Genomic DNA, 14,511 nt, shown 5'->3' on the forward strand with positions numbered 1-14,511 from the left:
TCTTACTTGTAATAGTGTTTCCCGTGCGTAGGTCAGGCAACCGACAAGTTAGTCGTCGGCCCGTCGCCGTGTCATCCCTCGGTCGGGGGATTTGACCGGGTGATCTGATCCGTGATTCCTATTCACATTCTGCTCGACGCCTCGATCCGAATCCGCCGCCCGGTCATCGGTGCAGGGATGTCGACGGGCGAGCTCGCGCCCGGCCCGGCTGCTGCGGTGCCCGGATTCGCCCTCGCGCAGGCCGGGTAGCCGAGGAGACGAGCGACGACCAGAAGGAGGAGGGACGGATCATGGCACGACAGGAGTTCTCGCCCGGCGACGCCGTCGAGTGGAGCAGCCACGGCAGTACGGCGGCGGGCGAAGTGCGCGAGAAGATCACCGACGACACCGAGGCGGCGGGGCGCACCGTGCGTGCCTCGGCGGACGACCCGCAGTACCGCGTGCGCAGTGCCAAGAGCGGGCGGGACGCCGTGCATCGGCCGGACGCACTGCGCAGGCGACGTTCGTGATGCGGTGGGGTGTCAGCTCGCGTCATCCTGGACGGACGGTCGAACCCGAGGTCACGCACTGCGCCCGGCACACCCGTTCGTGACGGGACTGCCACGGACCTCACGCGCGGTCGTCGTGCTGCCATCCGTCGACCGGGGAGTCGGAGCGACTCGATACGGCGGTATCGGCGTCGAGAGCGATCGAAGCGACCCTTCCGTTGCCTGCCGCACAGCCTCGGGGAGGACGGCGCTGATCGCCGGGTGCTCCCCAAGGCCGTCGACGTCGGGCCTGCGGCGATGAACCAGGCCGCCGCGACATACGCCGCACCGCGAGCGGTGCACCAGAACGCGCGGTGCATCGGCGCGCTGGTCAGAGACGCATCATGACCGCCTTGGTCTCGGTGTAGGCGTCCAGGACGTCGGTGCCGTGTTCGCGACCGATGCCGGACTCCTTGAAGCCTCCGAAGGGCATGGTGCCGCTGGTCATCTCGCCCCAGGTGTTGACCCAGACCGTGCCGACGCGCAACGCCGCGGCGGTGCGGTGCGCGGTGGACAGATCGCGAGTCCAGACGGAGGCGGAGAGGCCGTACACCGTGTCGTCACCCAGCCGGACGGCGTCGTCGGCGTCGGTGAAGGACATGATCGCCGCCACCGGACCGAAGATCTCCTCCTGCGCGATGCGCATGTCGTTGGTGACGTTCTCGATCAGGGTCGGCGGAAGGAACAGCCCGGTCTCACCGAGGGGTCGACCGCCGAGAGCGATACGGGCGCCGTCCTCGCGTGCCACGTCGAAGTAGGAGACGACCCGGTCGAAGTGCTCTCGGTGGGCGATCGGCCCCATGACGGTGTCGGGATGGAACGGATCACCGGGAACGTAACGGCCGAGCTCCTCGGCCAGGAGTTCGCCGAACTGCTCTCGGACCGGCTCTTGGACGAGGACGCGAGTGCCGGAGACACAGCCCTGGCCGCTGCCGCCGCAGAACGCCAGTGCCGCCGTCGCCGCGGCGGCCCGCAGGTCCGCATCGGCGAACACGATGGTCGGCGACTTGCCGCCCAGTTCGAGGGTGACCCGGGTGAGGGTGTCCGCCGAGGCCGTCAGGATGCGCTTGCCGACCGGCCCCGATCCGGTGAAGGAGACCTTGTCCACACCAGGGTGCGCGACGAGGGCGGCGCCGGTGACGGGCCCGGTGCCGGTGACGACGTTGACCACTCCGGCGGGCAGGTCCGTCTCGGCGAGCAGCGCCGCGAACCGCAGCGCGCTCAGGGGACTCTGCTCGGCGGGCTTCAGGACCACGGTGTTGCCGGTGGCCAGCGCGGGCGCGAGCTTCCACGACGTCTGGAGCATGGGGCCGTTCCAGGCGGTGATCGCCGCGACGACCCCGAGCGGCTGCCGCAGGACATAGTCCAGTCGGGACGGGTCCCCGGGGCCGGTCTGGCCGTAGATCTTGGTGGGCCAGCCCGCGTAGTGGCGGAACACCTCCACCGCGTGGTCGACCATCAGCAGGCTCCCCGCCAGCGGAGCACCCATGTCGAGGGTGTCCAGCGTCGCGAGTTCCTCGCGGTGCGCCTCGATGACGTCGGCGATCTGGAACAGCAGTCTGCTCCGGGCCTGTGGGCTGATCGCCGACCACGACGGGGCCTCGAACGCGGCCCGCGCCGAGGCGACGGCGGCGTCCACGTCGGCGGTGCCTGCGGCCGAGATCGCGGTCAGCACCGTCTCGGTGGTCGGATCGATCGTCGGGAAGGTCTCCTGAGTCTGTGCAGGCCGCAGGCGCCCGCCGATGAACAGGCCGTGCGGGCCGTCGTCGAGGAACGCGGGGCGAGGTCGCGGGGTCGCCGCGTCGAGGAACGGGGGAGTGGTCACGACGTCTCCAGGTGGTGCGAGCTGGGCGGATCGGGCCGGAATCGGGTTCGCGGCTCGACGTCGACTCTGCGGACCTCTGGCCGACGCCGGGTCGGCACTTCCTGCCTAGGAACGCCGGTCCCACCCACGGCGGGGCAGGCGAGAGGACAGTGGCGGGTGTGGACGACAGAGACACCCGTGAGTTCGCCGAGTTCCTCCGCGCGCGCCGTGCCCGCCTGCGTCCACAGGACGTCGGGCTCGAACCGGGTCCGCGCCGCAAGGTCGTCGGCCTGCGCCGGGAGGAACTGGCCCTGCTGGCCGGGGTGAGCACCGACTACTACCAGCGCATGGAGCAGGGCAGGCATCTTCGGCCCTCTGACGAGGTGCTCGACGCGCTGGCCAGGGCCTTGGCGCTGACCGACGACGAGACTCGGCACCTGCACACCCTCGCGCGCGCCGTCCGACGTCCGGTGCGGCCCGAACGCAGCAGGCGGTCACCGGAGCAGGTGCCCGAGACGACTCGACGACTGCTGCACACCATGAGCGGACCCGCGATGGTGTTGGGGCGTCATCTCGACGTACTCGCCTGGAACCCGTTGGCAGGCGCCCTCTTCGGCGGCCTGGACGGGTCCGCCCGCCACGAGCGGAACGTGTTGACGGCGTTGTTCCACCACCCGGATGCCCGGGAGGTCTGCCCGGACTGGGAGGCCAGTGCCATCGAGTACATCGGAATGCTGCGTGCCTCGGTCGCCGCCGATCCGGATCACCCTCGAGCCCGCAGGCTGGTCGGCGACCTGAGCGTCCGCAGCCAGGACTTCCGGCGGCTCTGGGCTCGGCACGACGTTCGGGAGCAGACCCGAGGCACCAAGACCTTCCGGCATCCGATGGTCGGCGGGCTGACGCTGGACTGGGACGCCTATCCGCTGCCGGGGCGCCCCGGACCGGTGCTCATGGCCTATACCGCCGTTCCGGACAGCGCCGATGCCGAGCGGCTGCAACTGTTGGCAGGACTGCTCTCCCCGCCGCCGACACCGTCCCGAGGAGTCGCCACCGAGGTCCTCGGGCTCGGCCCGCGGGTCGGCTCCGAACGGGACTGAACCGCACCCGGAACAGGCGACACGGTCCGACGTGGCCTCTTCTCGGGCTGGACGGTTCCTGGCAGCCGGGGTGGCCGATCGGGGCCGCGCATCGGTGTACGAACCGGAGCCCGAGTGCCGACGCCGGTGACCTGTCGTGTTCGTACGGCGACTGGCGGGTGTCCGCATCGCACCCGACGGAGGTCTCCGGCGACGGTCCGGACACAGAACGCCGTCGAATCGTTCGAACCGGGCTGTTCGGCAGGCCGACCGTGAGAGGCTCCCGCTCGAGCGCAGGTCAGGTGCCTTGCTCCGCCGAGACGCCAGGCGTCGCCGGTGTGCGAACAGCCGAGCGTCGTCGTGGGCCGACGGGTTGATCGCGGGTGAACTCGGTTCAGCGCAGCGGTACTCGACTGCGCTGCGCGACCCTGGGGTGGAGGTGACGTGTCCTTGAGCTGGCTGATCTGGCCTGTCGGTGTGGTGGTGCTGCTCGCCGCAGGCTTCGCCTCGGCGCTGCTGCCCCGATCACGGGGCAGGCGGCAGCGACGACGGCTGTCCTGGTCCACGGCACGGGCGGCGATCGCGAGCGCGGCCGTGAGCCGGGACGCTGCCGTCACGCGGGTCCCGGAGGCGGAGGACCTGCTCCTGCGCGCCGAGCTGATCGCCGCCGAGCACGGCGGGGTGGCGGCGGCGTCGACGGCGACGGAACACGCCCGACGGGCGGACCGGCTGTGGCGGGGTGAGCGACCGTGATCGGACGAGTGCTGTCCCGGTGGCATGGCGCGCTGCGATGGGGCGCGCTCGCCGCCGCCGCCGTCATCCTCATCGTCTTCCTCTTCGCCCAGCAGCAGCGCATCGACGTCAGTTACGGGCAGTCGCCCTCCTCGTCGACTCCCGTCGAGGAGGGCTCGGCGGGGGAACTCGGCGACGTGGGAGTCCCTTCCGTCGAGGAGATGACGGAGCTGGTGCGAGCCGACCCGGTGGTGCGGCTGCCCGGCTCGATCGCCGAGTGGGACCAGACCCGGGTCGATGAGGCGATCGGCGACTCCGACGTGCGCATCCTCGTCGCACCCCCCGGCCTCGACGAGGCGGAGCAGGACAGGGTGCGCGAGGTGGAGAACGCGACGATCCGGGTGCTGGGCACCGAGGTGTCCGGCGGGATGTACGGGGTGTCGACCACCACCCTGCCGGAGTGGCAGGTCCAGTTCGCCACCGGAGACGTGACGGGCATGCTGATCGCCCTGATCGCCGCGTTGCAGGAGGAGCCGAGCCCCGATGAGCCCGGCGATCCGCTCGAGGTGCGGGAGCCGAGCGAGGCGGAGCTGGCCGAGGTCGCGGCCGACCTGCGCGCGAGCGGGGTGTACATCGCCGAGGGTGCGACGTTGACCGACGTCCCGGCGGAGGCCTCGGCATCGGCGTTCCCGGACGGCGCCCTGTACGTCGCCTTTCCCCGGCAGTCCTTCGGGGAGCCGATGGCGCGGTACGGACCCGCGCTCGCGGAGCTCTTCCCCGACACCTCGATCGTGGTGATGTACGGCTATTGGATCGAGTACCACGGCCCTGGCGCCGAGGACTTCGGCGACGTGGTCGCGGCGAGCGTCTACAGCCGGTTCCAAGAGCGCATCAGCACCTACGCCTACCCCCAGCGCAACATCCTCTTCGTCTACCTGAACCGGGTGACCGACGTGCGGTATGCGGGACTGTTCGATCGCCCGCTGCCGTACCAGCCCTTCGATCCGCTGCGGGTCGCGCTGCCCGCCCTGCCGTGGCTGTTCGTGGTCTGCGTCCTGGCATTCCTCGTGTTGTCGTCTCGGCTGCTGCGGCGGCCGGTCTCGGCCGGAACAGCCGCAGGCGACCGGGTCCGCCACACCGCCGCGCCCGCCAGGCTGGCCGGCCTCACCACCCTGGCCGTCGAGGTGTCCGCGCTGACCGACGAGACGAGCGATCCCTCGCTGACCAGGGGGATCAGTCAACTCCATGCCGCGCGCGAGGCGTTAAGGCAGAACCTGCCGGAGCGGCACGTCCACGAGCTGCTGGACAAGGCCGAGGTCGAGTTCGACGACACCGCCACGGCGATGGGGCGAGACGACTATCGGCCCGACGACTATCTGCAGGGCAGGCCGGTATGAGGCGGCGTCACGGGTTCTCCGACTCACGGTTCACGCTCGCCGTCCTCGGCCTGCTGATCCTCGCGGGCTGGGCACTCTGGTCCGGCGGCATCCTCGACGGTCCCCTCGCCAGGGACCTTCGCACCTCCTCGGTCTACGCGGCACCCGGCGTCGAGTTGGACGAGGACGCTGCGGAGCGGATCCTCGGCAATCGCCGGGTGGCGGTGGGGGTCCTGGAGCCCGGAGCCGATCTGCGGGAGGGCTGTCACAGCGTGCGCGGCGCGGCCAACGGCACCGTGGTGCTGATGATCAGTCGGGACGACGACGAGTTCGCCACCTATGGCTGCGCGCTGCTTCCCGACGCCGATGACGAGAACTTCGGCCGGGCGTTCGTCGCGGAGATGACGATCGGCAGCGGCATCGACCAGTTCGTCGACCAGCCGTTGGAGGCGATGAAGCTCATCGCGATCAACTATGACGGGCTGGTGCGGGCCGGGACCGTACCGGACGGTGCGCGGACCATCAGTCCGTCGTTACCCCGGTACCTCGTCGCGGGCGCGGCGGTCGCGGCGGTCGTGCTCGGCTCCGCACTGGTGTACGTGACCGCCTATCGGACGGGTCGGTCTGCGGTGCTGCGGCGGGGTCGTCGGGAGGCGGTCGACGACGCACGCAGCGAGCTGACCGCTGCCGCGAGCGTCCTGGCGGGGCAGATTCTCGAACTCGACAGGCAGTACGTCCTGGTCACGGGCGGCTCGGGGCGCGGCAAGGCGCCGGTCTCCCGACAGACCGCGGCGCAACGACGGGAGTTCGCCGCCCGGTACCGGCGGGTGGTCTCGGACTACACCGAACTGCTCACCGAGATCACGAGACTGGACGCGGGGTCGGGCCGGAACGTCGAGCAGCTGGTGGCGCGGGTGGAGGCGATGACCGCGCGGTGTCGGTCCCTGGCCTTCCTGCGGGTGCGCGACCGCTGAGGACGTCGAGCCCCGCGACCGGTCTTCGGGTGCGGGGCGGCGTCGCCCTGCCACCCCGCCGCTCGGCAGGCCGCGAGTCTCGCCTCCTCGGCGGCCGTCGTCGACGGACGATCTCCTCCGGAGTCGACGCGCAGGGCCGGGCCGGGTGCCCCTGCGCAGTGGTTGCATCGTCGACGGCTGCGGCGGTGGGCGACGAGACTCGCACGGCGGGTCGCGGTCACGCTCGGCCGAGCCTGCCGACGGCGTCTCCGCTCCCGCGTCTCGGGTGGAGCCGACGATCCTCTGATGGGCGGCGGGGAACCGCACGGCCACGACACCAGCCCGGCATCGGCCCCGCCCGGTCCGCGCGGCTTTCGTGACTCTCACCCGTCGTCGGGCCGACTCCGGAGGCCAGGTCGACATCGGACGGATGACGCGCGGTGGTTCCCTTCCCGCTGGTGACCGGGTAGGGATGGGGGAGAAGTCGCCGCGATTTCCCACCCGTGTCTTCGGGGGTTCACGTCCTCGCTCGGTTCGGCCGATTGGCTCTGTTCCGGCCGGTACCCACCGGGTACAGGCCCTCGGAGGTTTCCGACAGGAACGAGACGATGACGAAACGCACCCCCAGACGTCTGCTCTCCCTTGCAGGCGCAGGCATCACCATGGTCGGTCTGACCCTGAGCGCGACGAGTCCCGCGCTGGCGGACTCCGACGGGCCGAAGAACATCATCATCCTCATCGGCGACGGCATGGGCTACAACCATGTCGACGCCGCGAGCCTCTACGAACACGGCACGAGCAACCACCAGGTGGCCGTGGACCCGGCCGCCGGGACCATCGAGCATCTGCCGGGCACGCCGTCCCAGGTGTACGAGTCCTTTCCCGTTCAGGTCGGCATGTCCACGCACGCCGCCAACGGGCGGGCGGAGTACGACCCGACCGCGGCCTGGTCGGACTTCGACTGGATCTCCGAGGGCGCGACCGACTCGGCTGCGGCGGGCACCGCCCTGGCCACCGGCGTCAAGACGAACAACGGCGTCCTGGGCCTCGACACCGAGGGCAACGCCGTCAAGAACGTCGCCGAGCGTGCCGCCGAGATCGACAAGGCCACCGGCGTCGTGACCTCGGTGCAGTTCTCCCACGCCACCCCGGCGTCCTGGGGAGCGCACAACGGCAATCGCAACGCCCTGCACGACATCTCCGACGAGATGATCGCCGGGCCGCTGGACGTGATCGTCGGTGCGGGTCACCCGCTCTACGACGACGACAACCAGCTGTTGGACACGCCGCGCCACGACTACCTGAGCGAGCGCAGCTGGAACCGACTGCAGGACGGCCAGACCGGTTTCGAGCTGGTCGAGGACAAGGCGGACTTCGAGGCGATCGCGGCGGGCGAGCGGCTGCCGGAGAAGTACCTCGGCCTGACCCAGGTCGCCTCCACCCTTCAGCAGGCGCGCTCCGGTGACGTCGACGGGGTGCTGCCCTTCGAGGTCCCGGCCAACGACGTCCCCGATCTGCCGACGCTGACCCAGGGCGCGCTCAACGTCCTCGGCCAGGACGAGGACGGCCTGTTCCTGATGGTGGAGGGCGGGGCCATCGACTGGACCGGTCACGCCAACGAGACGACCCGCAACATCGAGGAGACGGTCGACTTCAACCGCGCGGTCGAGACCGTCGTGGACTGGGTCGAGACCGAGAGCAGCTGGGACGAGACCCTCGTCATCGTGACCGCCGACCACGAGACCGGCTACCTCGACGGCAGCCGGTCCGACCCGACCTGGACGCCGATCACCGGAGCCAAGGGACAGCTTCCCGACCAGGCATGGTTCTCCGGCAACCACACGAATCAGCTCGTCCCGCTCTTCGCCAAGGGCGCGGGTTCGGACGCCCTGGCCGCCTCGGCCACCGGGACCGACCCGGTGCGCGGTGCCTACCTGGACAACATCGACGTCGCTCGGGTGGCGTTCGAGGCCTGGGGGTATGCGGACGGACCCGAGGACGACGGCATCCCGATGCGGGCCACCGTGCCGGGGCAGGACGCTTCCGAGCCGGGCAGGCTGACCCTGTCGGTCGCCGACTACGGCGACGCGATCCAGCTCGGCGAGGCCCGCAACGCGGGCGACCGGCTCCGTTCCACCGGCACCCTGCCGACCGTGTCGGTCACTGACTCACGGCCTCAGGACATGGTGGGCGACGGCGGCTGGACGGTCACCGGCCGTTCGGCGGCGCTCACCTCGGGCCCGCAGGTGATCCGCGCCGGGCACGTCGGCTGGACGCCCGGCCTGGTCACCGAGAAGCCGGGCGTGACCGTCGGTTCCCCGGTGTCGACGGTGCTCGACGGCGGCCCCGGCCTCGCCGAGTCCTCGACGCTCGCCTCCGCGGTCGCCGACGCTCGGTTCGGCACCACCGAGATCAGCGCGGACCTCGCGCTGGAGGTGCCGGTCGACACCCGAGCAGGCGACTACGAGGGCAGCCTGACCGTGTCGCTCTTCCCCGTCGACTGACCTGGCGGATTCCTCGTCGATCTCCTCGGCGAGGCCGTCTCCCCGATGCACTCTTCAGCCGTCGACGGTCCTCGGGTCCGTCGACGGCTGGGGATGTCGATTCTTCCTCTCGCCCGCTCCGCAGGGCGCTCCCGGAGAAGGACACGCCCTGATGACCGCCGCTCACCCCAGACCCGGCCGTGCCTCCGCCGCGAGGCCGACGATCAACCCCCGCATCGCAGACGGCCGTTCGCCGCGCCCGCCGAGGACGGCGATACAGCGGATCGCGTCGGCAGCCTGTCTGCTCATCGCCGCGATGACGGTGACGCCGCCCGTGATCGCATCGGCACGGACTCCCGTCGAGGTCCCCGCCCAGTCCGACGGGCAGGCCAGGACGACCTGGGCGGTCGAGCCCTCCGACGGCGAGGCGCCCGACGGCCGGGTCTCCTTCCGGCACGAGGTCGAGCCCGGCGGCGAGGTCTCTGATCACGTGGTGGTCACGAACTTCAGTCCCCACCCGGCGACGTTCGAGGTGCACGCGGGCGACGGCGTCGTGACCGCCGACGGCCGCTTCGATCTGCTCCCTGAGGACGCCGAACCCGCAGGTGACGACTCGGAGTCCGCTGCGGCCGCCGTCGCAGGTCCGGGCTCCTGGATCTCGCTCGACGGGAACGACCCCGGCGAGTCGGTGGTTCTGGAGATCGACGCGGACTCCTCGACGACCGTGCCCGTCGTCATCGCCCCGCCTGCCGACGCGACACCGGGTGACCATCCGGCGGGCATCACGGCGACGCTGCGCACCGACGGCGACGCCATGGCCTTCACGACCAGGGTCGGGGCCCGGATTCACCTGCGCGTCGCGGGCGAGGTGGTGCCGAGTCTCGCCGTCCACGACGTCCAGATCACCTCGATGCCGTCCTGGAACCCCTTCGCGCCGGGCAGCATGCGGGTCGACTACACGATCGTCAATGCGGGAAACGTCCGGATCGGCGCTGATCAGGCCGTGGCGGTCCAGGGACCCTTCGGCTGGGGAGGCCGCAACGCCGAGCCCGAGGCGATCCGGGAGATCCTGCCCGGCCGGTCGATGCAGGGCAGCGTCGTCGTCGACGGAGTCTGGCCGCTGGGCAGCCTGACGACCGGAGTCGAGGTCACCCCGCTCGTCGTCGGAGAGGACGTCGTCGACGCCGAGCTGACGAGCGCGTCGGCGTCGAGTTCGACCTGGGTGCTGCCCTGGCCCCAGCTTCTGGTCCTGCTCGCCGTGGCGGGCGTCGTGCTCTGGTGGCGGGTGGCCCGACGACGCGGACAGGCCAGGGCCGAGGCCCGTGTCGAGGCGAGGGTGGCCGAGGCGCTGGCGGCCGCGCGCGCGGGCGAGCAGGCCTAGGGCGCCGACGGCGCCACCTCGGCAACGCCGGGGCTGCGACGGCGGTTGCACCTGACCCGGCCTCGTCGGGGCGGCGGGTTCCGTGCTGCCGGGCGTCGACACCCTCCCGCGTCGTGACACCGATTCGTCCATGGCGGACGGTCGCCGCCCCACGCTGAGCCGACGCGGCGGATGTCGGAGTGGGCTGCCCGTCCCGCCCCGGCAGACCCGGTCGTCGACCCGTCGCGGGGTCCCTTCCCGCTGGCTGTGTCGCTGGTACCCCTCATCTACACCGTCCGACGCCGCCTTCGAGGCCGCATCGCCCCAGCCTCAGGCCGTGGACGGGTGACCCGGCACCGCCGTACCCCGGTGCCGCGCGCAGCCGGTCCTCGACCGGCCCGTGTGCGGCGGCCCTAGACTCCCCGGATGGCGAAGTACTTCGACGTGCACCCGGAGAACCCCCAACGGCGCACCGTCGGCCAGGTGGTCGACATCGTGCGTTCCGACGGCCTGATCGCCTATCCCACCGACTCCTGTTTCGCCCTCGGCGTCCAGCTCGGCAACCGCGACGGCCTCGATCGCATCAAGTCGATCCGACGGCTGGACGACCGGCATCACTTCACGCTGGTGTGCCGCGACTTCGCGCAGCTCGGCCAGTTCGTCCACGTCGGCAACGCGGTGTTCCGTGCGGTCAAGGCGTCGACGCCCGGCGGCTACACCTTCATCCTGCCCGCCACCAAGGAGGTGCCGCGCAGGCTGCTGCACCCCAAGAAGAAGACCGTCGGCGTCCGGATTCCCGATCACGTCGTCACCCAGGCGCTGCTGGCCGAACTCGGCGAGCCGCTGCTGTCGAGCACGTTGCTGCTGCCCGACCACGAGGAGCCGTTGACCCAGGGCTGGGAGATCAAGGAGGAGCTCGATCACGTCGTCGACGCGGTGATCGACTCCGGCGACTGCGGCACAGAGCCGACCACCGTGATCGACTTCTCCGAGGACGAGCCGGTGATCGTGCGACGCGGCGCGGGCGACCCGAGCCGTTTCGAGTAGCCCGGTCGGCCGCCCCGGCGCCCGTGCTGCGGCACGGCGCCGCTGCGGGGCGTCCGTCAGTCCCTCGCGTCGGCCAGCGGCCCTCGCGCTCGGGGAAGCGGGATGACCAGCGGGGTCCCGGCATGCGGGTCGACGATGACGTCACACGCCAAGCCGAAGACCTCGGTGACCAGCTCGGCGGTCAGCACTTCGGCCGGAGCCCCCTGCGCGACGATGCGGCCTCCGGCCATCACGACGAGGTGGGTGGCATACCGCGCGGCCTGGTTCAGGTCGTGCAGCACCGCGACGATGGTGCGGCCGTCCAGATGCAGTCGTGCGCACAGCTCCAGCAGCTCGAACTGGTGGGCGATGTCGAGGAAGGTCGTCGGCTCGTCCAGCAGGACGATGTCGGTCTCCTGCGCGAGCACCATCGCGAACCAGGCCCGTTGCCGTTGCCCGCCGGACAGCTCGCCGACCTGTCGGTCCGCGCTGTCGGTCAGGCCGGTGCGGTCCAGCGCCTCGGCCACCGCGTCGTCGTCGGCGTCGCTCCACTGCCGCAGCAGCGAGTGATGCGGATAGCGACTACGCCCCACCAGGTCCCGGACCGTGATCCGCTCCGGCGCGATCGGCGTCTGCGGCAGCAGCGCCAGCCGACGCGCGACCGCCTTGCCGCGATACCGCCGCAGGCTTCTGCCGTGCAGGAGGACGTCGCCCTCGGACGGCACGACCACCCGACCGAGCGCCTTGAGGACGGTCGACTTGCCGCAGCCGTTCGGCCCGATGACTACCGTCAGTCCGCCGCGCGGGATGTCCAGGCTCAGATCCCGCACCACGGGTTCGCCGCCGCCGTAGCCGAGCGTGATGCCCTCGGCCCGCAGACACCAGACGTCCTCGTGATCGGACTCGTCGGACGGAACGGCGCCACGGGCGTCGACCCGCGCCCGCCGCGTGGTGCGGCCGTGCTGGGGAGTCATAGCGTGCCCTTCCTCCATTCGCGGATCAACAGCAGTCCCAGGTACAGCCCGCCGATTCCCATGGTGAAGATCCCCACCGGAAGCCCGTCGCCCAGCGGGGAGTGTTGCGCGATGAGGTCGGCGAGCACGAGCAGCAGCGCGCCGGTCAGGCCGGACAGCGCCAGGTTCGGGCCCGGGCTGCGCGAGAGCCGCTTGGCGATGTTCGGCGCGGTCAGTGCGATGAACGAGATCGGCCCCGCGACGCTGACCGCAGCCCCCGACAAGACCACCGACAGCACGACCGCCCATGCCCTGGTCGCCTGCGGCCGGGCCCCGAATCCGTCGGCCAGCTCGTCGCCCATCTCGGTCACCGCGATCCGGCCTGCCAGGACGGCCACGAACGGCACCGTCACCGCGAGCGCGATGCCGATGGTCGCGGCGTGCTCCCACGACCGGGCCGACAGGCTGCCGTTGAGGTATGCGGCCAGCACCGACGCCCGATCACGGGCCACCACGAACACGACGTAGTGGGTGAACGCGGTCGCCATCGCGGCGACGGCGATCCCGGCGATGATCAGGCGACCGGGTTCACGAAAGCCGGTGCCCGTCGACACGTACACCAGCAGCACCGCAGCCGCCCCGCCGACGACCGCGCCGACCGACGCGGGCAGCAGGCCGGGAACCAGGAGGGCGAAGAACGCCGCACCCGCTCCCGCGCCTGCTCCGACGCCGATCACGTCCGGACTGCCCAGGGGATTCCGGGCGACGGACTGGAACAACGCCCCCGCCATGCCCAGGGCGATCCCGGTACCGATCGCCACGACCAGGCGAGGCCCCCGCAGGCGTTCCAGCGCGAACGCCGTCTGCGCGTCGAGCCGACCGGTGAACGCGGCGAAGAGGTCGGAGAGTGGGACGCCGAGCCGCCCGAGTGAGAGAGTCGCCGCGCCCGCGAGCAGGGTCGCCAGCACCAGGATCAGCGCGAGCAGCAACGACCTCGGCCGCACCGGCAGCGTCACAGCCGGGCCGAGTCGCAGCACGGGCCTGGGATCGATCCGCACCGGCCGTGCCTGCCCGACCGGTTCGGCGGTCGCTCGGTGACGTGTCACGAGGCGCCCCCCTTCATCCGGCGTACCGCCAGCAACAGGAACGGGGCCCCTGCGAAGGCCGCCACCACGCCGACCAGGAGTTCCTGAGGGCGCAGCAGGACGCGACCCACGACGTCGGCGGCCAGCAGCATGGTTGGTCCGAGGAGCAGCGCGCAGGGGATCTGTCGTCGGAAGTCGATGCCCACCAGGGCGCGCCCGATGTGCGGCACGGCGAGGCCGATGAAGGCGATCGGGCCCGCTGCGGCGGTGGCCGCCGCGCTGAGCAGTACGGCCGAGGCCAGCCCGCCCGCCCGAATCAGCGTCGCGTTGACCCCGAGCGACGAGGCAGTCTCGTCGCCGAGGGCCAGCGCGTTCAACGCGGGCCCCAACAGCAGGGCCAAGGCCATTCCCACCAGCATGAACGGCAGGATCATCAGCACCACGTCGAGGTCCCGGCCTGCCAGCGATCCGACCACCCAGTGCCGGTGACCGTCGAACACCTCGGGCAGGCTCAGGGTGACCGCCTGGATGTAGGCACCCAGCACGGCCGAGACGACCGCGCCCGCCAGCACCAGTCGGACCAGCCCGGAGGCCGGGCCCGCCGCGCCGATCGCATAGACCAGCAGACCCGCCAGGATCGCACCCGGCAGCGCCCACCACACGGTCGTCACGGCGGCCCGCGCGCCGAGGAACATCGTCGCCGTCACGATTCCTGCCGCCGCGCCCATGTTGATGCCCAACAGCCCCGGCTCGGCGAGCGGATTGCGGGTGATCGCCTGAAGCAGGGTTCCGGCGACGGCGAGACCCGCCCCGGCGAGGACGCCCAGCAGCGTGCGCGGATACCGGCTCTCGATCACCGTGGTCAGATACGGGTCGGCGGTGCCGTCGAACACCGACAGCACGTCGGCCGGGGTGGTCACCCTGGAGCCGAAGACCAGGCTCGCGAGCACCGTGCAGGCCAGCAGCACCAGTCCCGCGCAGAGCAGCAGCAGGTACCGCCGGGTGCCGCCGCCGCGAACCCCGCCGCGTCGCGGCGGCGGGGCGGACGCGGTCGGAGCGGACGTCGTCGAGGGGTTCGTCGCCGAGGAACTCGTCACCGAGGCGCTCGACGACGGGGAGACGGAGGCCACGTCAGT

12 protein-coding genes are annotated in these 14,511 nt (G+C 71.4%); 8 read left to right on the forward strand and 4 right to left on the reverse strand.

The features are described 5' to 3' along the window. Nucleotides 1-290: 290 nt before the first annotated feature. Nucleotides 291-509 (forward strand): DUF2945 domain-containing protein, encoded by a 219-nt coding sequence (locus UA75_RS15005; RefSeq protein WP_075740783.1) that lies wholly within the window; start codon nucleotides 291-293, stop codon nucleotides 507-509. Between the two features lie 349 nt (nucleotides 510-858). Here the strand turns inward: UA75_RS15005 and UA75_RS15010 are convergent, their stop codons facing one another. Beyond that, on the reverse strand, nucleotides 859-2,352 hold the full coding sequence (locus tag UA75_RS15010) for an aldehyde dehydrogenase family protein (protein WP_075740784.1): 1,494 nt from the start codon (nucleotides 2,350-2,352) through the stop codon (nucleotides 859-861). A gap of 158 nt (nucleotides 2,353-2,510) precedes the next feature. On the opposite strand from UA75_RS15010, the gene UA75_RS15015 reads away from it, so the two are divergent. The 7 genes from UA75_RS15015 to UA75_RS15045 all read left to right on the forward strand — a co-directional run bounded on the left by UA75_RS15015 (nucleotide 2,511) and on the right by UA75_RS15045 (nucleotide 11,358). Next, nucleotides 2,511-3,428, forward strand: coding sequence for a helix-turn-helix domain-containing protein (locus UA75_RS15015; RefSeq protein ID WP_075740785.1), 918 nt, complete (start codon nucleotides 2,511-2,513; stop codon nucleotides 3,426-3,428). A 423-nt stretch (nucleotides 3,429-3,851) separates the two neighbouring features. Further along, complete coding sequence (locus UA75_RS15020) at nucleotides 3,852-4,160, forward strand: DUF6403 family protein (protein WP_075740786.1); 309 nt, start codon at nucleotides 3,852-3,854, stop codon at nucleotides 4,158-4,160. After that, nucleotides 4,157-5,536 (forward strand): hypothetical protein, encoded by a 1,380-nt coding sequence (locus tag UA75_RS15025; protein ID WP_232237761.1) that lies wholly within the window; start codon nucleotides 4,157-4,159, stop codon nucleotides 5,534-5,536. Before UA75_RS15020 ends, UA75_RS15025 begins: the two co-directional genes overlap by 4 nt. Then, a complete protein-coding gene (locus UA75_RS15030) occupies nucleotides 5,533-6,489 on the forward strand; it encodes a hypothetical protein (RefSeq protein WP_232237762.1) in 957 nt (318 codons plus the stop codon). Before UA75_RS15025 ends, UA75_RS15030 begins: the two co-directional genes overlap by 4 nt. A 587-nt stretch (nucleotides 6,490-7,076) precedes the next feature. Then, the gene (locus UA75_RS15035) at nucleotides 7,077-8,972 is read left to right on the forward strand and encodes an alkaline phosphatase (RefSeq protein ID WP_075740787.1); all 1,896 of its coding nucleotides are present in this window, start codon (nucleotides 7,077-7,079) and stop codon (nucleotides 8,970-8,972) included. Nucleotides 8,973-9,123: 151 nt separating this feature from the next. Continuing rightward, entirely contained in the window at nucleotides 9,124-10,332 is a 1,209-nt protein-coding gene (locus UA75_RS15040; RefSeq protein ID WP_075740788.1) for a hypothetical protein, read from the forward strand. Between the two features lie 405 nt (nucleotides 10,333-10,737). After that, nucleotides 10,738-11,358 carry an L-threonylcarbamoyladenylate synthase gene (locus UA75_RS15045; protein ID WP_075740789.1) on the forward strand — a complete coding sequence of 207 codons (621 nt, stop codon included), beginning with the start codon at nucleotides 10,738-10,740 and terminating at the stop codon, nucleotides 11,356-11,358. A 56-nt stretch (nucleotides 11,359-11,414) separates the two neighbouring features. On the opposite strand, the gene UA75_RS15050 is transcribed toward UA75_RS15045, so the two are convergent. Genes UA75_RS15050 through UA75_RS15060 form a run of 3 tightly spaced genes read right to left on the reverse strand, consistent with a single transcriptional unit; the run spans nucleotide 11,415 to nucleotide 14,505 of the window. Continuing rightward, nucleotides 11,415-12,311: an ABC transporter ATP-binding protein gene (locus UA75_RS15050; protein ID WP_083683209.1), complete on the reverse strand. Its 897-nt coding sequence runs from the start codon at nucleotides 12,309-12,311 to the stop codon at nucleotides 11,415-11,417. Beyond that, a complete protein-coding gene (locus UA75_RS15055) occupies nucleotides 12,308-13,396 on the reverse strand; it encodes a FecCD family ABC transporter permease (protein WP_198043029.1) in 1,089 nt (362 codons plus the stop codon). Before UA75_RS15055 ends, UA75_RS15050 begins: the two co-directional genes overlap by 4 nt. Continuing rightward, complete coding sequence (locus UA75_RS15060) at nucleotides 13,393-14,505, reverse strand: FecCD family ABC transporter permease (RefSeq protein ID WP_232237763.1); 1,113 nt, start codon at nucleotides 14,503-14,505, stop codon at nucleotides 13,393-13,395. Before UA75_RS15060 ends, UA75_RS15055 begins: the two co-directional genes overlap by 4 nt. Between the last annotated feature and the right edge of the window lie 6 nt (nucleotides 14,506-14,511).

The organism is Actinoalloteichus sp. GBA129-24 (assembly GCF_001941645.1).
GTDB lineage: Bacteria > Actinomycetota > Actinomycetes > Mycobacteriales > Pseudonocardiaceae > Actinoalloteichus_A > Actinoalloteichus_A fjordicus.

Bases quoted from the DNA above. Each gene is read 5' to 3' on its own strand.
- UA75_RS15035 (WP_075740787.1), top strand. From the start codon at position 7,077: ATGACGAAACGCACCCCCAGACGTCTGCTCTCCCTTGCAGGCGCAGGC.
- UA75_RS15040 (WP_075740788.1), top strand. From the start codon at position 9,124: ATGACCGCCGCTCACCCCAGACCCGGCCGTGCCTCCGCCGCGAGGCCG.
- UA75_RS15045 (WP_075740789.1), top strand. From the start codon at position 10,738: ATGGCGAAGTACTTCGACGTGCACCCGGAGAACCCCCAACGGCGCACC.
- UA75_RS15005 (WP_075740783.1), top strand. From the start codon at position 291: ATGGCACGACAGGAGTTCTCGCCCGGCGACGCCGTCGAGTGGAGCAGC.
- UA75_RS15050 (WP_083683209.1), bottom strand. From the start codon at position 12,311: ATGACTCCCCAGCACGGCCGCACCACGCGGCGGGCGCGGGTCGACGCC.
- UA75_RS15030 (WP_232237762.1), top strand. From the start codon at position 5,533: ATGAGGCGGCGTCACGGGTTCTCCGACTCACGGTTCACGCTCGCCGTC.